We start from the raw sequence: 22,385 nt of genomic DNA, 5'->3' as shown, positions 1-22,385 counted from the left end.
ATACCAAAAAGGAAAGAGCACATGAAAAAACAAATTTCTGCACTGAGCTGAGTTGTATTAGTTGTAGTGGCGTTGTTTCCTAAATTCAATTCAGTGAACTATCTGTCCCCCCCATGATCAACCCCTTACGGCGTCAGTTACTTCATGTTTTAGGCGATGACGCTAACGATACTCGCGAATGCTATCTGCGTTCGCTGGCAGAAACGGCAATGTCTCGTTACAAACAACTGGTGCGTCCTAAGCGTAAACTGAGTAGCTACAACGGCCATGTCGGCCAAGTTCTGGCAGAGTGAAGTTAATGAACAAGGTCATCGAGCTCGCTATGCCTGTTCGCCAGCCGGTCAGCTAAAGCTACCAAGCCCTGTAGATACAGCCTGCCCCAGATCTGATTTGATTAATAGTGCATTACGAGCAAGCGTGTCAGAATGCAGCAACAAAAATCCAATGACCAGTGTTCATCCAGTTTTGTCAACCATGCAAGATCGGTCAAGAACTCCTTAAGTGAACGGCATTACTGCGAATTAAGGCTTTTTTATTAATACCACCAGTAACAAAAAATTTCCAAACACTGTTCCAAAGCACTAGCCAATTAACATGTTTTTCCGTTATTCTGCAACAAAAAATTCTACTTTTTCACGACTCTGCAAATATCGGAATTTGAGCTAACCCCAAAGCTACCAATCTCAACACACCGAAAATAAAGTCACCCAAAAAGTACAAAAATCATAAAGTGGACGGGCCTTTAAGATGACTGCTACCTCTATCAACTCCATGTCCCCCAAAGCATGGCTCAGTGAGCTTTTATTTAGCCGGGCGCTATTCAAAGGTCCAAATGGTAAGCCTCTCTATAGTTATCACGTTACCGAACATGAGTATCGCTCTCTCATTAATCTCCTCATTTCCAACTTTAAAAAAAGCTATTACTCCTCCAGTTCGGTACATCTGTCAGCATGCTTCTGCTTGTTTGTAAGTGAACACTACCGTCGCGATTACAACTCTTCATGGTCTTGGTCTGGCGCCGAGGGAGTACTTGAAACTGAACTGTCACCCCAACACCGGGCCTCGCTGACATCCATAGGCCTGTCCTACTGGCAAAGACCGATACGCTCCCGTGAAAATGGCAACGATTGGCTGGGCTCACTTTTTGCCGAAGGGGGTCTTCCCTGGCCCTTGGTACAAAGTACTTCTCATGGTTTTGGTAAAGCTGTTCACCGTGGCATCAGGCATTTTTATCGAACTGAAGGCAATCGCAGAACAACTGCCGATCTGATGGCGGACTTTGAAAACGAACTACCCTTATTGTTTCGTAACCTAGAAACCCGACAGCTCCTGGCTGGTATCGTTGATCAGCTGATGTATCTGGCAGAACAGTATCCCCTCAAAGATCAACAAGACCCCACAGGCTATCTTGATCAGGTTGCTCCCGGCTGGGCCAACACCTTTCCTATCCCCCTGGATGAAAATAATGCTCGCCTGTTACTGAATGAGTGGCTGCGGGATGCTGGTCAAAAACGCCAAGAGCGCAAAGAAGCCCTGGAAAAAGCCAAGGCCTTCACTTGTGAACATTTTTTGCACGGCACACCACTCCAATGGTCTGTACGCACGGAGCTGACTCTTCCCGCTGAGACCATGATCCAAATAGATGTAAAAAGTCTGAACAGCACACGCCTTGAGCTGGCTTATTACGAAGGTGAACACTTGCTGGCAAGGGGACCAGCTGTATATGGACAGATCACTGAGCAAGGTATTAACGTCCGGTTCAGCAACACTCAGGTCACTCTAGAGCGACGCAAAGTTGATGAGCCCATCAGCCTGCGCTTGCTGGACAACGGCTATATGGTGCACTGCTTGTTCTTTGATGACAGTGCCCTTGATTACATTGAAGCACCATTGATATTTGAGCATCGCTCCGAGCGCTGGCAGCTGATTGCCTCTTCCAGCTGTTCTCTGACATCAGACCTGATTCGGTTGCGAGTTCCACTAGGCTTTACCCTCAATAGCGACAGCAAGGACCAATTTGTTCTGGGTGAAGATCAGGAACAAGGTCTCTGGGTGGAATCCAGCGAATCACTCTCACTGGCAAGGGGTGATGAACATTATTCCATCACATTAAAACAGGAAAGCGAAAACAGCGAGAAGCCTATTCTCACCGGTGTTTTCGCACTCTATGACACTATCCCTTCCATGGTTTATATGGGATGGCCAAAACTGGAGTTGCCAGATGGCTTTCCCTATGTAAAAGAAGAATTACTGGAGTTCGTCAACGGCCAACCGCTCGATCGGCAACAACCTCACAACTGGGGTGCAGTTCGCTATTCAGTGCGTACCCGTTCTGGCGCATTACTGCTTCACAGGCGTTTTGGTGTACTGCCAAGAGATTTTAGTATTTCTCTCTTTCCCGAATCACCGGATCACCCGGCTCGCCTGTTTGCTAAAGGAGCAGCCGAACTAGACTTGCACATCGCCAGCAATAGCCTGAAAGTACAGCAAGCTGAACATACTCTGTACCTTCAGCATCTCGCTGAAACCCCACCTTCTTCGTTTACTCTCGAAGTAGGCCAGAACTTGCCACCCGTACAGCTTCGTCTCCCCTACCCCTACCAAGGGGCACGTCTGCTGGATCAAAACGACAACCCATCATCAGCATTTGAGCTGACATTAAATGAACTGTTGGGGCATCGCATTGTACTGACTTCCGGCCAGCCACAAGGGCAAACCTTTCACCTGCAGTTACAACTGATAAGTACAGAGCAGCCCCATCCCAAGCGCATCTTCAGCATTCAGGTCGGCTCAAAGCCGGTTATGCTCAGCCTGTTCAGCTACCTGAACGATATACAGAATATGCTGGGAGCAGTAAACGAACAGGATGCCTATATCAGACTTTCCCTCGAAACCGGGCAGCCTTTGCTAAAACTCGATATTCGCCGTTACAACGGTCATATGCAGTGGGAAGGGCGTGATGAATTTTTTATATGCAACGCTTCCAATAAGATCGTACTGGATGGTGCAAAAACCGAGGCCATGCTGCTATCCGATCCCAAACGTACCCCTTTGCTGCTGAACGAAAAAACTACCGAGTACATAGGCACCGGTAGCTTTGAAGTCCCGTCGGTTATGCAATCCTGCGGCCCGTGGCTTATCTATCCGTCAAAAAGTTCAGCCGTTCACTTTCGCCCGGCCCTGTATCTCGCTCCGGAAAACAACGAAGGTTCAGACGTTCACGCCACGTCTCTGCACCGAGCAGCCGAGCTTTTCCATCCGGTGCACAATCCACACGTCATTGACGAGCAGGTTGCAGCCATGGCGGAAAACTTCAACCACAGCGGCTGGCAGTACCTAGCCGATTTGAAGCAAAACTATCGCCACCTGCCACTGTCATCCTTTGAAGCCTGGAAAGCTCTTGCACGAACCCCGGAAGCATTGAGCTTTGCAGTATTCCGTCTCGAACTGGATGAAGTCTTCTGCTCCCGTATACGTGATGAGCTCGCAGTTATCTGGGAAACCATCCCACTTCCGCTCTGGGTAAAAGCTAACCAGTTATTTCACAAAAGCATGTTACAGACTGGGCTACCAGAAGTACTGATCAACAATCTGGTGTCGAACCGCGCCAGTGTGCTGAGATCCATCGTATCCGGGTTCGACTATCTGGGAGATTATCTGAGCACAGGAAACCGCTATTCTCTGACGACAATATCGCCAGAACAGATCCTGCCATTCTGGTATCAGGATCTGCGCCGGCTGCATGCCGACAACCGTAACTGGCCAACTCAACTGAGCAGCGAGCTGACCAGCTGGATACAGAAGCAGACCCTTCCACCACAGGTAAAAGCCTTATCCTTGGTCGACTTTACCGATGCGGTCACCTATCTGCCCATCTTTATGGCTTTTGTGACTGCAGGCCGGGCCAAGATTACCGACTTACCGGCTACCCACGCTTATCTGAAGTTTGCCATTCGCATTGTTGCCGACTTCGACCGCCAAGGCTGGTTTATGCCGGTGCATGCCCTGATGGTGTCTTATCTGCTTGCATCACCAAACACAAAACAGGAACTCTAATGCGCTATTTCAGAAGTCTGATCGAACAAAGCCTGGATCGCACCCGTGAAGCAACTTTGAGCGTACTCGGCATCAATCATGCTGGTTTGCGCCAGCACCTGAGCCAAAGCATGGTGAATGAGCTGGGAGCGGATGGCTGCTTTCTGGCACCACCGGTGTTTGAGCACACCTTTGGCTGGCACGAATCTGACTTGCAACTGCAAGACCTGCAGAATGAGCTGCTGTCGCCCAGTCTGCTCAACACACTGGAAAAGGCACCCGCTTATCAGTTCCCCAAAACCGCTCACCCTTATGTGCACCAGCTACATGCCTGGCGCACACTGCTGGATGAAAAACCGCGCTCGGCGGTGATCACTACAGGCACAGGTTCGGGGAAAACCGAATGCTTTATGGTGCCGATTCTTGAAGACTTGATACGAGAGCATGAGCAGAAAAAAGAAGCACTGGTCGGTGTTCGCGCCCTCTTTCTCTACCCCCTCAACGCCCTGATTAACTCCCAGCAGGAACGTCTCGACGCCTGGACCCGTCAATATGGCAACAATATCCGTTTCTGCCTGTACAACGGCAAAACTGAAGAACGCGCCGACAAAATCCGCAGGGAACAAAACAAAAAATCAAACCAGATCCTGTCCCGTGAGCTGCTGCGCAGGGAACCCGCTCCCATACTGATGACCAACGCCACCATGCTGGAATACATGCTGGTGCGCCAGGTCGATAATCCGATTCTGGAAATCTCAAGACAACAACAATCCCTGCGCTGGATTGTGCTCGACGAGGCGCATACCTATGTCGGCTCCCAGGCGGCAGAGCTGTCGTTGCTACTGCGTCGGGTCGTACAGGCATTTGGCAGAACCTCCGAGCAAATCCGCTTTGTCGCCACCTCGGCCACCATTGCCGGTGCCGATGCAAAGGAGCGTCTGCAGCGCTATCTGGCCGACCTTGCCGGTGTGCCTCTCGACCATGTTGAGGTTATTGATGGATCGCGCAAGTGGCCTGACCTTGATGTTAATTCTCCTGCTAAAAACATCGGCCTGCAGGCCCTCCGCGATATCGAACCGGAGAACACTGTTTCCCCAGCCCGCTTCGAGGCCCTTTGCCAGAGCCATATCGCCAGGCGGTTGCGGCATGCCATGGTCAGCTCTGACAAGCCACTCGACCTGAACGATTTGATAAAAGTGGTGGCCGATCAGCTGCAGGGCAGCAGCCGGCTGGAGCAGCAGCAGGAAATGCTCGACTGGGTTGACCTGATGACCGGCACCCATCAGGAAAAAGAGCACCCCCCCTTTCTTAAACTCAGAGCCCACCTGTTCCAGCGCATGCTGCATGGTCTCTGGGCCTGCGTTGATCCACAATGCAGCAAAAAATCTCAACATCTGCAGGACTGGCCCTTCGGCAACGTCTATGTAAACCAGCGTTCCCGCTGTGAGTGCCACGCCCCCGTCTATGAACTGGGCTTTTGTGGTGACTGCAAAACCCCGCACCTGCTGGCCGAGGACAGGAATGGCATTTTGCATCAGCCCAGTCCCTATGCCGGTGATGAATTTGCCCTGAATCATGAAGATGAGAATGAAAGTTCAGAAGCTGATACCGATCCTCATAAACCCAGTATTCAGCAACTGATTATTGCCGGCTCTAAAGGTGAAAATGGAGCGTACTTACCGTTTAGTCTGGATTTAGAGACCCAAAGGCTTGGGGCAGTAAATGCCCCCCGCAATATCAACATCAATATTCTAAGCACAATAGAACATCAGGTTTGCTGCAACCAGTGTGGGCATGCTACCAAAACCGGCACCAGTGATTTTCTGAAAAAGGCCTATCTGGGCGCCCCCTTCTATGTCGCCAATGCGGTACCCACCGTGCTGGAGTTCTGCCCGGATCCAGACAAGAAGGATTGCGAGGGCCGTTCACCGGAAGAGTTGCCGGGCCGTGGCCGCAAGCTGATCACTTTTACCGATAGTCGCCAGGGCACGGCGCGTATGGCGGTTCGCATGCAACAGGAAGCCGAGCGCTCACGGCTACGCGGGCTGGCATTTGAAGTGTTGAGAAGTGCTCAAGCCTTACAGAACCAACAAAAAACTGAGCCACCAGCTGGTTATCAAAAACTACTTGAAACTGCAGCTATGCTAGAGCGCATTAATCAATATGAGGCTGCAAAAGAAACTCGTGCAACAGCAGAAGCGCTGATACCACCACCTTCTCCCCCCATACAGCTTTCCTGGCCGGAAATGGTAAGGGAACTGGCAGCTACCAAGGATATTGAGCAGTTCATTCTGCGCTATAACCGCTATGCCAACCCGGCACTGTTCGATGGTAATGAGGGCGGCCTGACCATGGCACGCCTGCTGTTGGCCCGTGAGTTTTCACGGAGGCCCAAAAACCAGAACAGCACCGAAACCCTGGGACTGATCAAAGTGGGTTATCAGGGGCTGGAGAAAGTTTCCACTACCCCACCACTCTGGACCGAAACTAAAGCCATTCCGGCCACTGGCAACATGAATGCGCCACGCACACCGCTGACACTGCAGGATTGGCGTAACTTTCTCAAGGTGGCCCTGGACTTTTATGTCCGGGAAAACACCTTTATCCCAATGGAAAACCGAATGCGACGCTGGATGGGCAGCCGCTTCTCCCCCAAGGCACTGTTCCCGCCCAACAGCGATACCGTGGAAAGCAGCACCATCAGAATGTGGCCGCAAATAAAGCCAGGCACTCCCCACCGCCTTGTCAAACTGCTGGAACAAGCCACAGGGCTAAACCACCGCCTTAATGCGGATGCTGACAAGATTAACAGCTGGCTGGCAGCGGCCTGGAAAGAGCTCACAAGGTCTAGTGACAGCATTATTGCGGAATCTGACATTGGCCGCAGGCTGAAGCTGGAAACACTGACCTTTTCACTGCCAACGGAAGGTTGGGTCTGTCCGCTGACCCGCCGTATTTTCGATACCACTTTCCGTGGGCTGACGCCTTATCTGCCTCAAAAAATGCAGAATCGGGATTACCGTTGTCAACATGTTAAGCTGCCCGCCTTGAGTACCTTGTTAGCAGACGGCAGCCCGGTTTCCAAGCAAGCGCAGATCCGCCAGTTGGTAGCCCAGAATGCTGACATTACCAGTTTACGCCAGGAAAATCTGTGGACGGATATCAACGACCGTACCGTGGAAGGCGGCTTTTACTACCGCACCGCCGAGCACTCGGCCCAGCAATCGGCCAAACGGCTGGATGACTATGTAGAAGCCTTCAAGCGTGGTGATATCAACGTGCTGAACTGCTCTACCACCATGGAAATGGGTGTGGACATCGGTGGGATTTCCGCCGTGGTCATGAACAACTTGCCTCCCCACCCCGCCAACTACCTGCAGCGGGCTGGCCGGGCCGGACGGCGCAGCGAGGCCCGCGCCATCGCCTATACCCTGTGCAAGGCCGATCCCCATAATCAGCGGGCCTTTGCCAACCCCAAATGGCCGTTTGTTACCGCCATTCCGGCCCCCAATATCACGCTCAGCTCAGGCCGCATCGTACAGCGGCATGTCAACTCCTTGCTGCTGGCGCTGTATCTGCGCCGGCACAGCAGCAATGATGGTGATCGTACCAAGCTGACCCTGCACTGGTTTTTCACCCCGGAGGACTCCCCCTGCAAGCAGTTTCTGGCCTGGTTGGAGGCCAGCCCGGAAGAGTTCAGCGAGCCGGTCAAGCAACTGATCCGGGGCACCAGCCTTGAAGGCAGAGCCCTGAACGTCATTACCGGTGAAACCAGACAGGCATTAAGCGCACTGGAAGATCGCTGGACAGGCGAGTACGACAATATCAGCCAGAAGCTGCAAGCGGCTCCTGAAGGCCCCTACCGGCGCGCCCTCGCCCTTGAGCAACACCGCCATGCCAACGAGTATCTGCTACGGCACCTGGCATCTTATGCATTTCTGCCCGGTTACGGCTTCCCCACCGATGTGGTGAGCCTGAAAACCTATAACGTCGAAGACTTTCTGAACAAGAAGAACAAGCAGGAAGATAGCCGGGAGGATAATGTCTTCGACAGCAAGGAAATGCCCTCTCGCAGCCTGAACATGGCCATTCGCGAATACGCTCCCGGCTCTCAGATAGTCATCGACGGTCGTGTATATCGTTCCGCCGGCGTCAGTCTGCAGTGGCACGGGAATGGACAGGTTAATGAAGCCCAGAAATTTGATATAGCCTGGCAATGTAAGGAATGTGGCCATTCAGGGGTGATTGAAAACGCCTATTCCAACAATGCAGACTTGCACTGCTCTCATTGCCACACCGCAATTGCATTCGATGGACGACGTCGGGTTCTACGGCCGGGTGGCTTTGTGACCGATTTTTATGAAGAAACTACCAACGACGTCACTTCCCAGAAATTTATAAGGATTGAACGCCCCCGTATTCAGGTTAATGGCGAAAATATCGCCCTGCCGGATCACCGCTGTGGTTTTGCACGTTTTGGCCACGAAGGCAGTGTGTTTTACCACTCGTCCGGCGAACATGAGCAAGGTTACGCCGTTTGCCTGACCTGCGGACGGGCCGAGTCCATGCTCGCCTCCGGGGGAGTGCCAAAAGAGCTGGAAGCAGGCAGGGATCACCGGCCGGTAGGCGGGCTTGCAGGAAGCCGGAAAGAAAAAGACTGCTCCGGCGAGGCGGTACAAACTCACCTGCACCTGGGGTACCAGATACGCACGGATGTGCTGGAAATATTCCTTCGCAATCCGCTCACCAAGGAGTGGCTGCCAGATACTCCTGCTGGGCGAGTGATCGCGACAACGCTCGGAGTGGCCATCCGTGATGTCATCGCCAATCGCTTAGGGATTGCCAGCAGTGAAATGGGCTTCAGCTATCGCTTCGATCGGGATCAGGACAGTAACGAAGGCCGTGCGGTAATCCAGCTATTTGACGAAGTCAGTGGTGGTGCCGGGTTTGTGCTGGAGGGGTTAAACGATGTCACCGAGCTGCTTAAAGCAGCCAAGGGGCATCTGCAGTGTCCGGTAGACTGCGAAAATATCTGCTCACATTGTCTTGCCAGCCAGGACAGTCGTGTTGAGCGCGAAGAGCTGGATCGCAAGCTGGCGCTTGAGTGGTTAACCAACGCCGAGCTGGTCGAACATTTGACACTACCCGATATCTTTACAGGCATAAATGGTGCCCGGTATTGCTCCATGGGTCCTACTCGTGATCTGACCCAAGCCATTAACTCTCTGGATCGTACCGACGAAACCATTTCACTGCTGCTGTGCCTGCATGGTGAACAGGTTGAGTGGGATCTCGATTATCCTGGCTTCAGAGAGCAGGTGCTGACCTGGGCCATTGCCGAAAAACTCAAGGTACGTATCGGCATTAGCGAACCCAACAAATTGAGCGAAGAGAATAGGGAAACCCTCTCGTTACTTACTCGTATGGGAATTGAACTGGTCAAACTGGACAGCAATGTACTGAGTCAGCCTTACCTGATTGCACAGCTCTCATCTCAAACCAAAGCCAGAAGCCTCTATTGCAGCTCAGACCATGCCGGCGTACCGGGAGAAGATTGGCTGAAAGGCCTGACAGATGCAGTTTGGGTAACCAGCGAGCAAGCAGCCACCGTTCAAGGAGGATCTATTGACACTTCCGACTGGCACCGGACTGTGCAGGGAGCACGTATTGTTGAAATCACTTCCCAACTGGATGGCCCAGTTAACACGCTGAAGACAAGGCTAGAAGCCCTGCTGAAGGAGCACATGCCTGAACTGTCTGACCTGCTCTCCAGTGACGATGCAGTATCGGTCAGCTATTCGGATCGTTACCTCAAGTCACCGTGGTCACTGATGCTTCTTAACGGATTTCTTGAGCTGTTTACTGGCGACAAACTACAGTCGCTGACTATACAAACTCTCGCTTCAAACCCCAGTCAGCCGAGTTACCAGATATCCCATGACTGGACACACCCGGATGACCAAAAAGCCGTTATCGAGCATTGGCTGAAAGAGCAGCTTAATATTTCACCGAACATCACCATGATGAACAAAGCTTACGAGCTGTTGCATGGCCGGGTGATTACAGTTGAATGGGCATCAGGCAAGGTCAGCAAGATACTGCTCGATCAGGGCATGGGTTACTGGAGGGCCAGAATGCCATACCGTGACCAGATGAACTTCGACTTCAGTGCTACTGACGATGAGCAACTTCAGCAGTTGTTCGAAAAATATTCGTATGCTCGCATGCAGCAGCGGGGGGAATGGCCGACATACATCAGCTGTGTCATGGAGTAACAGCGATCATTTAAGAAAATTTGGGGATCGGTTAACCGATCCTTAGGCTGCGTCAGAATACCCTAATCACCGTCTGGTATGAGGGTATTATTTTGGGCGTTCAGGCTCGGGCTTCGAGTATGGCGGCGGTCACCGAGATTTCCACCAGCAACTCGGGGCTAGCCATGGCCGCTTCTACGCAGGCCCGGGCGGGGGCGTGACCAGCCGGTATCCAGGCATCCCATAGCTTGTTCATTTCGGCAAACAGGCTCATGTCCTGTACATAAATGGTGGCGCTCAGCAGATGATTGCGGTCACTGTCCACTTCGGCCAGCAGGGCATCAACCTTGGCCAGCATGGTACGGGTCTGCTCGGTAATGCCCTCGCTGCGATCTTTGTAGTAGTCAGCAAAACCCCGGACAGTAAATTCGACCGACGCTCGGCCTCAACCAGCGAAAACTAGTCCATTGTGCTGCTCTCAAGTCGCCGAAACTCATGGTAGGAACACTATCTAGCTCTTTCCCTACCACTGAACTAGGAACAAATTATACTGGACATACATACAGTACCGAACTAGGTTTTTTATTATCATTCTTACCCAAAACCATAAGGTAACTTCTGATGTCTACTCCCAATCTCATCGACTTGTACCGTGATCTGTGCAGCACTGATGACAACGTGCGACGCAAGGCAGAAATCATGCTGGCGCTGTTGAGTGGTTTGTCGGTCAATGCCGTTCGCAAGCTCTTTCACCATGATACCCGAACCCTGAAACGCTTGTATGAAGCCTACATGGCCAAACAGCCAACCGATTACTATGCCTTGCGCCTTAACTACCGCAATGGCAAGCTGCTGGGGAGACCGCTACGGCCTACACAGCTGACTGAGCTGGCGGCGTACCAAGCCGGCTGCACCGATGCTGCCGTAAATAAAATGATCGATGCGATCATTTACACTCATGCAAACCCCGAGGAATCAGGCCATCAGATCGCCAAACTCCATGGCCTCTGTAGCAAACACCTCGCTAGGAGGTTGCGCGACTACCTGGATCGCGGACTCATCACGTTCGAGCGAAAAAAAACTGGCCCGAAGCCAAGAACGCCCACCGAAAAGGCCTCCGACACCGAGCACCTGATTCAGATCGGCATGACCATCCAGTCCCGACAACTGGCAGAAGGACAGTCACGCTACGTTACCTACCAGGCCATTGCTAATGAGGCTGGTTGCAGTGTCACCACCGTTGGTCTGCTCTTGCGTCACATCGTGCCCCTATCCTTTCGCCGGGAAAATCACACTACACGGGAGAAAGTTGAAACCAAGGCCGAGGCCTGTGGTTTTAGAATTTTGTCCCTTCATCACAATGCCTCGCAGGGAGACAAACTCACAGTGCAGTCAAAGGTGGAACTGGAATGCCGGGGCTGTCTAGCAAAAAAACGAGCTGTGATGGTGAACAGCCTGATCAATGATGATGTTGGCTGCGGCTTCTGTACCCGCGCCCGCCGTCATAACCGCTTAAATGAAAAACGCAGTGTATCCATGGTGGCGCACCTGCTTACACAACAGTTAGGTAAGGAAATCCAGTTTGCTGAAGACATGACCCCGCCCTTTTTATGCAAACTCACCGGCCAACACCTGCGAGTAGATGGCTGGTGTGATCGTTACCGTATTGTGGTCGAGTACCAAGGTGCATTGCATCACAGACCTGTGCTAATGCCCGGCCTCAATACTTGGAGTCAAGCCCAGGCCAAACATGAAGAGACATTGCGCCACGATGACATCAAACGTGCCGCCTTTGTACAGGCAGGAGTTACCTTTGTTGAGGTCGATGAAATTTCCGGGTGGTCATACAAGCAGGTCAAGGTGGTGCTCGATGCGGCCTTGCAGCAGGCCGGATTTGCTGCATCTACCGCTCAGCAGTTTCAGGCTGCATGGGATTTCACTCGAGCTCGCATGGCAAGGGCGGGAGTGTTGACTGATCGACAAGTGATGAATGCCATCGAGCGTATTGAGCAGGGCAACGCCACTGTACAAACCGAGGCCAAATACTTTGGCGTGGCGGTGTCGACTATGTATCGCTATATCCGGCGCGTGAAAAAAACCATGGCAAACGATTGAAATTAGCCGCGGCGTTTGTCGCGGCTAGACAATTACTTACAAATTACAGAAAAACGCTTCACTCCATTGCTCGCTAATCTTATCTCCTTGGTCAGGGAGCCGTTTGCCCTTCGAAATCTTTAAGACTGCGTCCTTGCTCATCGATCCAGTTGGTACGGCCATTAATGGGTTAACCCACAATAATGGCGGCGGCCTGTGAAGGTCTGGTGAACAGTTGTTCCCTAGTAAAGGTGAGCTGACCGTCAGCGTCGACAATAGTGCTAGCATATTCTGGCCCATGGTGAACAGCCATTCCAGTTCAACGTGAACACCTGTTCCAGCCCAAAATGAACAGTTTTGCCGAGTTTTTAGGAATTACTGTTCACCTTCCGCCGGAATTGTTCTTAACGCATTGATTTTTAAATTGTTTGATATCCTTTTCCTATTTTCAGGGAGAGGATATGCCAGCCAAGAAGATGACAATGCGTAAAATCAGAGAGGTGCTACGCCTGCGGCTTGCTGCCGGGCTGTCGATAAGGCAGATCCGGGAAAGCACCAAAATCAGTGTCGGGGCCATTCAGAAGCTGCTGCGCAAGGCCGATGAGCTCAGCCTAGTCTGGCCCTTGCCCGACGACCTCGACGACAGCAAGCTGGCCCGGCTGTTTTATCCTGCCGCTGACACCACCGCATCGGCCCGAGACGCCCAGTCCGATAGGGCCGCCCTCCACCAAGAATGCAAGGGCATGACCAAGCAGTTACTGTGGGAAGAGTACACCCAGCACTATCCCAATCGCTGCTACAGCAACTCCCAGTTCTGTAACCGCTACCGTCACTGGTGCGGTCAGCAGAAACGCTCAATGTGGCACACCCACCTGGCGGGTGAAAGTGCTTCGTCGACTACTGCGGTAAGACCGTGTCCATCATCTGTGCCAGCACCTATGAGCTGCACCAAGCCCGATACCACCACTGAGGCTAGCCACATGCCCAAGCGTAATCAGAAGCAGCAGCAATGGACCCCGAACCAGCTTAAACAGATCAAGTCGATCCTCACCAGCCAGCGCGATCGCCTGCCGGAGACACTGACGGTGTAGGCTGAACCGCCTCAGCAACATGAAAACATCCGCGGCCCCCGCAGCTTCCACTAACTCACCCACAAGGATCCCTGTTATGAGCACGCAACTTCTGGCACAACTGCGCCAGCTTAAACTCAGCGGCATGGCCCACACCCTGCAAACCCAGCAGGAGCAAACCCAGCAGGAGCAAACCGGCACTTACGAGTCCCTGCCGTTCGTGGAGCGGCTGGGTCTGCAGATGGAGAAGGAAACCCTAAGCCGAGAGCAACGCAAACATGGCCAGCTGGCAGGTAAGGCCCGCTTCAAGCTGGCAGCCACAGTACACGACATCGATTATCAGCACCCACGCAACATCAGCCAGACGCAGATAGCCCGGCTGGCTCTTGGGGACTGGAGCCGCTGACGGCAACGCACCGTAACGGACTGATGGAGAATCATGGACGACCGCGATGGCGCCAGCTCGACCTTGGTGATCAGCCAGCTGCCCATAGATCTTTGATCACTCAGGCTCCATTGTGTGGCACTCCTCATTTGTGACCAAATGAAAATTGGCCTGTGCCGACAAATCTTAAATGACCCATTCCCTGACCAGGCTCAAGAGGGGCTTATCGACATCGGTGTTTCTGCTGTTGCCGCATCGTCGCCTGGGTCCGTCTGACTACTACAGCTCAGTGATGGTTGCCGGTCCGATATCGACCGTATTGTTCGGTCATCCGTGTGGAGCAAGATAGAAAAAACCCTGTTTCCGGGCAGAAATGCCGTGCATCCAGGTTACTTCATGTTTGTCTTGTTGAGCGTCAGTCCGGTGTCGACCGTGAAGCTGTGTACCTGAATACCGGATCCGCGTGGCCAGGCGAACCTGTCACTGACTTTGAACCTTGCGCTCTTGCGCGCGCTGTCTGGTTTCGACTGTGCGGTTTGTCGGGTACCGATGAGTAGATGAATCAATGTCCGCTGTCGACGGTGTGGTTGCCCGTGGCGCTAGGGTTCATGTCGACGTCGGATTGTGGGTGTGCTCTGAAGTCTGCAGGCCGTCCGGTGCCGACCGAGATGTTTCTTGGCAAAAGCCTGGCTCATCTAACTCCGCGTATAGGTCAGGGCTCCTCGGGTTCGTCCGTAGAGACGCCTCTATTTTCTCGGTCCAGTTCGACCAAGAGCGGGCCGGCGTGTCCGCAGTCTCGGTCCAGTATCGATGAGGGAGTCGTCTGTCCTGGCGGGCGTGGTTAAATGTGAGCTGAATGGAGAGGGGAGTGAGTGCCAGCAAGACCATCGAACCCCTGTGAGCCGGTGCCGGCCAGGGGGATTGGACACTGCTTGGTGCAGTCATCACTTCGGGGTTAGCAGTCCGGGCTCGACGCCTGCGAGAGACCTGAACCTGATACTGTATCGGCAATCTGAACAGCCATCACAACCCAATACCCCCTTAAAACGCCGGAATCACCCGAATCTGAGCACTTTCTGACCCTCTTTGGGGATTTGCTCTCTGAACAACGATCTTGCGGCAGGAGGCCCGTAAAGGCCCTCTAAACCATCTGCGCATCTGCGGCGCACAGAAAAGCCGGCTACTCGCCGGCTAGGGGCCCGTATCAGCAGAGCCACCTCTGCTTTCCCCGTATCGCTCTTGCTCACTGACAGACACCCTTATCGCCCGTATCTATGCCCAGCTTACTTCTCCGAATACATCCAAGTTACCGGATTTACTCCACCTGAGTTGACCGGCTTGATTATCCTGCCTTCCCGTCCTCGTGATTGAGCAGGGTTTGAGTGTGTCCCCGGGTCGGAGCCAACATGGTCTTCAAGTGGTCGCTGCACCTGCGAATCTTTTCGTACTCATTTTCCGCTTTCTCGACCAAAAATCTTCCGCGACCCGAGTTGCCCAGGCCAGCAGATTTCGCTTCAGTTGCCTTCTGCCGATATCCACCAGATCCATACCGTCCAGCACCAGCACGTCCGGCTCTTCCCATATCGCACCCCACACTACCTGATCGTCTTCTCTCTCTTCGTTCAGGGCCGCTTTGCTCGCCGAAATCTCTTTTGCCATTACCTGCCTCCAGAACATTAACTATCTACATGTCGCGCTACCCCTCTGGGACAAGTAGTGGCTGGCGGGACACTGACCCCGTACCAGAACAAGTACCTACTTGTTTAGCAACCCCACACATAAGATCCGTGCAGCTAGCAACGGGTTGCTCAACATGTATGTTTTTTAATGGGTTCCAAAACAAGCAGGCATGTTCACATACGGGTCATAAAACAAGGTTCGTCTAATTGAGGTTGGGTTGTAATTTGACAGTCATGAGGGGAGAATTTCACGAGCAACCCCCAAATCCAGACCTGCCAAAGGGGGGTATCTAAACAGTATACCTACTTGTCGCGGTACGGTTCCGCCACAAGCCTTGTTTAGGTACTACGAAATACTGCTGTTTTCGAGGCTTCCTGAAGGATTTTTCACGAGCAACCCCCAAATCCAGACTCGCCAAAGGGGGGTATCTAAACAGTATATCTACTTGTCGCGGTACGGTACCGAAACAAGTTTTGTTTAGGTGCTACAGAAATGCGATTTTTCTCGCGACATTCCCTTCCAATTCACCAAAAGGCGAATAACTGTCACCAGGAGAGCGTTAAAAGTACAGTTACTCGCCTTTCCGGCCTTAATGAAAAAAATCCAGTGGTTTCGGGGGCTTACTCAATCATCGGGATGAGGTAAAAAGGTCGCAATATGGATAGTTATTCGCCCTATAACGACTTTTTCAAAAGGAGAGTGTTTTACTTACTGGTTAGCCGGGAGTGCTTGGCTCTCAGCTCATGCGCCAAGCTTTGTTTATCTGCGCCGTAATGAAGCTCTCTATGGAAGTTAGAGCACAGGGCAAGGTATTGTTGATGATGTCCTCTCCCTTATCGGTTAACCGTTGAACCTGGTGAACCTCCAGATAGGGAGTGCCGTCTTCTCGTTGGAAGGGGGCCGGCTTATCGCAGCATTCACAGATTCCCGCCGCGTTATTCAGTATCCAGGCGACCACTGCAGGGTCACGTGTATAGGTAGTTACAGAAGGCTGAGCCTTGCCCGGCGTTTTGTTGCCTAAGGGAGGTGTTGCGGGTGGGCTTTTCCTGAGCTTTGCTACCTCCGCCTCGAAGTTGGTATCGACGGCCACATGTTGTTGCTCACATTCCGCAATCAGACGAGTTAAGGTGTCAATCACATTGGTTCCAACGTTGTGTGCGGTTTTAAGGCCACTCAGCCATTGACGCCCCTGTAGCGAATAGATGTGAGTGTGACTGATTGCTGTTATTTCCGTGCTTTCAGGAACCTGGAAAAACCCAATTGACTCCATTCTACCGGGGTAGAATTATCCGGTTCAACCGAGAAGGTCAAAACATGCCAAGCACCACAGGCTCATCGATTAGGTGAGCCCGTGGTGCTGGATGTTGGCCGATGCCCTGCAATGAAATTACCGTAACCCTCCTCAGTCCGACACTGACCGGGCATAATTCAGGGAAGTCGATGAGCTTAGCATTATGTGCGGACCTTTAACGCTGCGTGCTCCACCTGTTCAAAGTAATAGGCGTATTCTTTTATCATCCTATTCTGATGCTCCAAGGCAAAATCATCATTCCAGCTCTCGTGTTCGTAGATCAGCCACAGCTTCAGAGAGTCAGCTCGGGCTGCATTACGCTCGCGAAAACGCGCTCGCTTCTCCACATATGGTTTGTTGCCATATTCAGAGTTAATGCCCCGGGACACCAGTGCCAGGTTACCGAAGTTATCCACCAGCTTTTGCAGTACATTGCTGTCACAGCCTTCCGGTTGCTGCGGTGACACATGCTCTACCGAGTTTTTCGCCGTCATTCTGAATGCCTGCCAGGCTGATCCTTTTTCCTCTCGGTAACGGTCCCACAAGATGTACTCCAGTTTGTAGAACCAGTAGTGCCAAAAGCCGGTGCCGTGGCTGGCACTCAAAGCACCTTCCATGTCCATTAATGAGTGACCATCAAACCAAGGCTCTTTCAAAAAGTGCCGTGTTCTGTCCATCAGGCTCTGGCCGGTGCTCGTACACAGCAACCGATTATCCAGATATTTCAGATACGTCAGTACCTCCTGGCCACCAAACTGCAGCAGGTAATTCAGCAGTGGCGTCAGCCAGTACTGGGTGGTCAGTTGTTGGGAGTGATAAAGCATGCTTTGTAACATGCTGAGTGAGCTATTGGCATTGCTTTGATCACGTACCAGACTATTCTCGTTAAGCCGTAATGGTCTGATAACCAGACGGTCTTCACCATTATCATCCACCCATTTGATCACATGTTTGTCAAACAAGTAACGGCATTGCCAGAGCAAACCAATAAAGGCCATGACTTCACTGCCACCTGGCTTATGCATCGCCAACCAGTGTTCATCAAAAATGGTCAGCAGCTCCTTGTCGAGAATATGCTCAATGTCTGTCTGGTGCTGCTGATGCAAAAAAATACGTAGCACATGCTGCAACAACACGGGAAAACTAATGATGCTACGCACCTGAGTAGTTTGTTCGTATTTATTGACCGATGCTGGATCAACAGCAACATTACCTTCAAGAATGTCGGCAAGAGTGAAAACTCGATTCTGATGGCCTGAACTCAGGCTTTGCAGTGCGCCACGCACACAGCCTGCTGTGGCCAAGGGATCAGCAGTATCGTCATCCTGCCGATACCAGGGTGCCAACTTTACTCCAGTCGCACTTGCTAGATTTTTCTCTACATAATCATTCATGTAGGCGCAGGCATCCCAAAGCTGAGCATGGATCTCCCGTTGCTGATCATCTTCAATCAACTCCAGCAGTCTCGCCTTGAGAATATCGTGATGCTGCAGCTGCGCGCCACGATTGTTGATGACCTCAAATAACTTGTTAAGATCGGTGTTAACAGGCACTCGGGTCAGCACTAGCTGGACGCGATGACGAATAAAATGGCTAATATCGGTTAAACACAGTTCAGTATGCTTACCGAAATACCCCTCCATCTCACTGATGGCATGGCTTAATACATCAGCATGGGTATTATCCGGTAATGTCTCTCCGTGCAGCAATGCATCAAAAAACCGGCTAACCTCGGGCCGAATGGCAAAACGAATACGTGGCTGGTGTGAGTCGTTCATCTCCACCATGCGATATTCAGACAAGTGGTTCACTTCCTGGCTTTGACGTTGCTTGATCAACCGCTCAAGGGCGATACTGAGCAACCAGAGGGTGGTGAAGCGTTGCTGGCCGTCAATCAAATCAAGAACAGGGTCAATGAAGCCTGTGTTTTCCTGTTCAATCACCAGAGTGCCGCCCAGATAGAACACATCCTTGCCTGCTTTACAGGCAGCCACCAGATCGTCGAGCAAGGTCTTAATCTGCTCAGGCCCCCATACATACAAACGCTGATAGATGGGAACATTGAACAGCAGCTTCTGCTCAATTACCTGCTCCAGACTTACAAGCATGGAGTTATGCATGGGTACTTTCCTTGTTTCGATATTGGTTAAGCAATTGTTCAAACTCTGGAGGCAGTGCAATTGCTTGCCACTTTTCATCATCCAGATAGTTAACCCAAGCTGAAAGATAACGACCTCGAACCCCCTGTCCCCTAGTGATACTTTCCAACAAACGGCTGCTATTGATAAGCCATTTCTGCTGTCCTTGCAGTACAACCAGCACTTCCTCTGGACGATAGGCACCGGCAATGATATCCAGCAGGTTATGATCCGCTTCACGTAGGTACTTTCTCGGAGTGCTGTCATAAACAGATCTCTTCTCAAGGCGAATACCACAAAGCACAAGTTCAAACGCCAGTGCAAACTCCACCATACGCTCTTCACCAAACTGATCCACATACATCAGCAGGGCCAGGTCGAACAGCTCACGTAAATAGCCAGCATTTGACAACACCACCCGCTGATAAAAACAGCGTAAAGTCTTTACCTCGAAGCAGTTTGTAGGCTGATGCCATAACTCATCGATCAGGGCAGCATATTTCTGAGTGTAAAGAAAAAATCCTACTCCCTGATGAATAGGCTGTCGCAGAGAAAAGGGTAACCTGGCGGCATGACTGCCAATACGAACCGGGTTTAGCTCGAGCTGATAGTTATCGCTTTCCTGCATAGTCAGCCGGGTTGCAAACTGGTTATGTCGTCCAGGATAAAGCGGAATACTATTTTCCTCCTCACTCTTCAAGCTTTGCTGCTGAAAGGTTTCCAGCAAGCCGTCATGCTGCTCCAGCTCTATATGATGCGATCCTCGCCAGTTGCGTGCTCGCCACAGATAGCGGTTAAATAATTTGGGGGCAAAGTCTGACCGGCCGCGCCTCGCTTTGCCCGATTGCTGAACTCCTTCCCATAACCGGGCGCATTCTGCCTGCAAAGCTTCACCCCGTTCGCCACCAATAGCCCTTAGATGATAAGCCTTGAGCAGATCGGTGGCAGCCAGTGGTACCCCCCTGTTGTTCTGGGTATCGAAAAAGGTAAAAGCCAGATCCTCTCGATCAACGATGATCACCGTAAAACGTAAACGCTGAAAAACATCCTGGAGCAGCGCCAGTCTTTGGGATGTCATCAGTTGTTTTGCCCCCTGCAGGTTGACTACCGACCGGGGCGAACGATAGTGAAAATCCAGCCGGTCTGGCATGGTTTGGTGCAACGCATGGTGCAGCACTGCCAGGGTGCTGAGCCGTTGCTGGCCGTCTATAACAAACAGTGCCTTTTTAGCGCACTGACGGTGCAGCAACAGAGTACCCAGATAGTAGTCGGTCTGTTCACTCTGCCCGGTAAAGGCATTGAGATCATCCAACAACTGCCCGACCTTGTCTTTCCCCCACACATAGGGCCGCTGATAGTTGTCCAGCTGCAGCGAATAATCGAGCTGGCGTAGCTCATCAAACCCTAACACTTTCACCTGAACAGGATTTGTCTGCACCTGACTTATTTGCTTTCCACGCTCTAGCTGAGCAACCATTTCCATTTTTATCCGTGCTCCTTTTCCATTAAGCGGCTGTCGTGATGTCGCAAAGATCTCAGCCAGCATTGGTAAACATTATGCCTAGCGGGCTTGTATGAGACCAATCTGAATGTGGATCAGAATGTTCCATTCGAGCGACTGAATACGTCGCCTGTTTCCCGACAAAAAAGCACTGCCGCTTACAGCGTCGAAAGCGGACAGTGCAATATTCAAGCAGATGTAGTATCCCCGCAGTGAGGGCGGAACAGTTACCGCCAGGGCAAGGTAAAACGCCTGAACGGCAGGCTGATCCCACCCAGCCACTTCATCGTCACCCAGAGTGAATATATCAGCCAGATGACGGCCATCACCAAGGATGACAATAAGGAGAACAGCAGCGAAAAAAGCCGGTAAACGCTTTTTCCAATGTCCGGAAGTACCTTCAGGGCACCGCGAAAGCCATCACCGAGCGTGCTGGATACCTTCTCCAATCGGCGCAACTCCTTCACCGTACCCGCCTTGTCCAAGGCATCCAGTGCCCCCTTAAGACTTGTGTTGGAGCCAATATTTTTAATGCTGCCGCCGGCATCCACCAGCTCGGCGGATTTCTTGCGGGAAATGATTTTCCGAGATGCTTCGCTCAACTCATCCCAATAACGACCACTGGTCAGTTGAGACATATTCATACTTTTTGCCTGGTCGGAAAATGACCGTAATGCCTTGCTGTTGATGACGTCCTTGCTGATTTTTGAAATTTGACTGGCAAGCCCCTTGCTCAGTTTTCCTGTTTTTCTGGCCACCTTGATAAGCGACACCCCGCCTCTGGCTGCAGCAGTTCCTCCCATGGTGGTCACCGTGGCAGCCGTTAGCAGGGTTCCGGTGCCGGCCAGTGCCAGAATCACCGGATCATGCTCAGGCCAGAGCTTCGCCTGGTTAACCAGATCCCTGACATCTCCGATTACCGCCATATCACTGACCATGGCCGCACTGAGGCCAGCCATACTGTTGGCTTCACCCGTACTGACCCCGGTCCACACATCCTTGCCAACCCGGGCAGAGGTTTGAAAAAATCCCTGCTGCCGCTCCAGCTCTTCCAACAACTCTGGAGGCAGCGCAACATCTTGTTGTGTCGCCAGCGTGGCCAAAGACAACGCGAGATCCATGTCTGCTTCAGACAGAGCGTCCTGAATGGCTAACGCATACTGGTCGGGAGAAAGCGATTTCAGGCGATACTCGATCATGCGGGCCGTATCATCCAGTACCAGGATCTGAAAGGCATCCCAGGCTCTGGGCAGAATGGCAACTGCCCCCACCAGCACGGTGATCAGCAACACCGCCTTTTTCGCACGATTCCATATTGTAGAAAGTCCCATCCGCTTCTCCTGAGTTTTAGGTTTAGTACTTCTTATTAACGGCACGACCACGTAGATCTTCAGCCCGCTTTAAGTGAGGTTGCATCCAATCAATGACCCAGTGTCCGTCCAATTCACTATTTCCTCAAATTAGCCAAGTTGCTCGATTGAGAGATGAGCGCATAATGGATTTAAAGATTGGAAACTGTGGTTTTCCTCAATGTCACCAAAGTAGGGAAGCCCAGGAAAATACCAAGAGGTCTGAATGATGTTCATCACTATTCAAGAGTGGGCAAAAAATAATTTTGCTATAAAGGTCAGCAACACCACTTTATCCGGATATGCAAAAACCGGGCAAATCTACCCGCCTCCGGTAAAATTTGCAGGCCGATGGATGGTTGATGAAAATGCCAAATATGTTGGATTGACTGAGGCCCCAGCCAGCACCGACCCTTTAGTTGCGAGCATCCTAAATTATGGCAAGAAAACGATCTCATAATATCAATACCGCCAACTTATACCTGAAATTAGATAAGCGGAATGGTAAGACATAAGCAATCACGTATAACGTATGTGGAATTCACTTCCTACTCCCTTTAGCAACATTGAAACTTCAGTCAGTAGCTG

Annotated in this window: 11 protein-coding genes and 1 pseudogene; 6 read left to right on the top strand and 6 right to left on the bottom strand. The window is 51.8% G+C overall.

Annotated elements, in window-relative coordinates:
- Positions 1-747: 747 nt before the first annotated feature.
- Together Q0753_RS15275 and Q0753_RS15270 are read left to right on the top strand one after the other, a co-directional pair.
- Positions 748-4,056, top strand: a complete 3,309-nt coding sequence (locus Q0753_RS15275) for an STY4851/ECs_5259 family protein (RefSeq protein WP_298723065.1) — start codon at positions 748-750, stop codon at positions 4,054-4,056.
- A complete protein-coding gene (locus tag Q0753_RS15270) occupies positions 4,056-10,310 on the top strand; it encodes a DEAD/DEAH box helicase (protein WP_298723063.1) in 6,255 nt (2,084 codons plus the stop codon). Before Q0753_RS15275 ends, Q0753_RS15270 begins: the two co-directional genes overlap by 1 nt.
- A 100-nt stretch (positions 10,311-10,410) precedes the next feature.
- Here Q0753_RS15270 and Q0753_RS15265 read toward each other — a convergent pair whose 3' ends face one another.
- Positions 10,411-10,668, bottom strand: coding sequence for a RidA family protein (locus tag Q0753_RS15265; protein WP_298723091.1), 258 nt, complete (start codon positions 10,666-10,668; stop codon positions 10,411-10,413).
- A gap of 242 nt (positions 10,669-10,910) precedes the next feature.
- Here Q0753_RS15265 and Q0753_RS15260 point away from each other — a divergent pair, with 242 nt between their 5' ends.
- The 3 genes and pseudogenes from Q0753_RS15260 (at position 10,911) to Q0753_RS15250 (ending at position 13,859) form a co-directional block, all read left to right on the top strand.
- Positions 10,911-12,404, top strand: a complete 1,494-nt coding sequence (locus tag Q0753_RS15260; protein WP_298723061.1) for a hypothetical protein — start codon at positions 10,911-10,913, stop codon at positions 12,402-12,404.
- 440 nt (positions 12,405-12,844) lie between these two features.
- Positions 12,845-13,335: pseudogene (locus Q0753_RS15255) on the top strand (IS21 family transposase); the annotation flags it as partial.
- A gap of 215 nt (positions 13,336-13,550) precedes the next feature.
- Positions 13,551-13,859 carry an ATP-binding protein gene (locus tag Q0753_RS15250; protein ID WP_298723059.1) on the top strand — a complete coding sequence of 103 codons (309 nt, stop codon included), beginning with the start codon at positions 13,551-13,553 and terminating at the stop codon, positions 13,857-13,859.
- Positions 13,860-15,251: 1,392 nt separating this feature from the next.
- Here the strand turns inward: Q0753_RS15250 and Q0753_RS15245 are convergent.
- The 5 genes from Q0753_RS15245 to Q0753_RS15225 all read right to left on the bottom strand — a co-directional run bounded on the left by Q0753_RS15245 (position 15,252) and on the right by Q0753_RS15225 (position 21,779).
- Positions 15,252-15,497 (bottom strand): hypothetical protein, encoded by a 246-nt coding sequence (locus tag Q0753_RS15245; protein ID WP_298723057.1) that lies wholly within the window; start codon positions 15,495-15,497, stop codon positions 15,252-15,254.
- Between the two features lie 757 nt (positions 15,498-16,254).
- Positions 16,255-16,656: a hypothetical protein gene (locus Q0753_RS15240; protein WP_298723055.1), complete on the bottom strand. Its 402-nt coding sequence runs from the start codon at positions 16,654-16,656 to the stop codon at positions 16,255-16,257.
- Between the two features lie 314 nt (positions 16,657-16,970).
- A complete protein-coding gene (locus Q0753_RS15235; protein WP_298723053.1) occupies positions 16,971-18,929 on the bottom strand; it encodes a DUF262 domain-containing protein in 1,959 nt (652 codons plus the stop codon).
- A complete protein-coding gene (locus Q0753_RS15230) occupies positions 18,922-20,430 on the bottom strand; it encodes a DUF262 domain-containing protein (RefSeq protein ID WP_298723051.1) in 1,509 nt (502 codons plus the stop codon). Before Q0753_RS15230 ends, Q0753_RS15235 begins: the two co-directional genes overlap by 8 nt.
- A gap of 245 nt (positions 20,431-20,675) precedes the next feature.
- Positions 20,676-21,779 carry a hypothetical protein gene (locus Q0753_RS15225; protein ID WP_298723048.1) on the bottom strand — a complete coding sequence of 368 codons (1,104 nt, stop codon included), beginning with the start codon at positions 21,777-21,779 and terminating at the stop codon, positions 20,676-20,678.
- Positions 21,780-22,023: 244 nt separating this feature from the next.
- Between Q0753_RS15225 and Q0753_RS15220 the strand changes: the two genes are divergently transcribed.
- Positions 22,024-22,257 carry an excisionase gene (locus Q0753_RS15220; RefSeq protein WP_298723045.1) on the top strand — a complete coding sequence of 78 codons (234 nt, stop codon included), beginning with the start codon at positions 22,024-22,026 and terminating at the stop codon, positions 22,255-22,257.
- The last annotated feature ends 128 nt before the right edge of the window (positions 22,258-22,385 follow it).

The sequence above is a fragment of the uncultured Oceanisphaera sp. genome (assembly GCF_947495715.1).
Classification (GTDB): domain Bacteria; phylum Pseudomonadota; class Gammaproteobacteria; order Enterobacterales; family Aeromonadaceae; genus Oceanimonas; species Oceanimonas sediminis.
The sequence above is the reverse complement of the archived record's forward strand: the minus strand, read 5'-3'. Positions and strand labels throughout refer to the sequence as shown.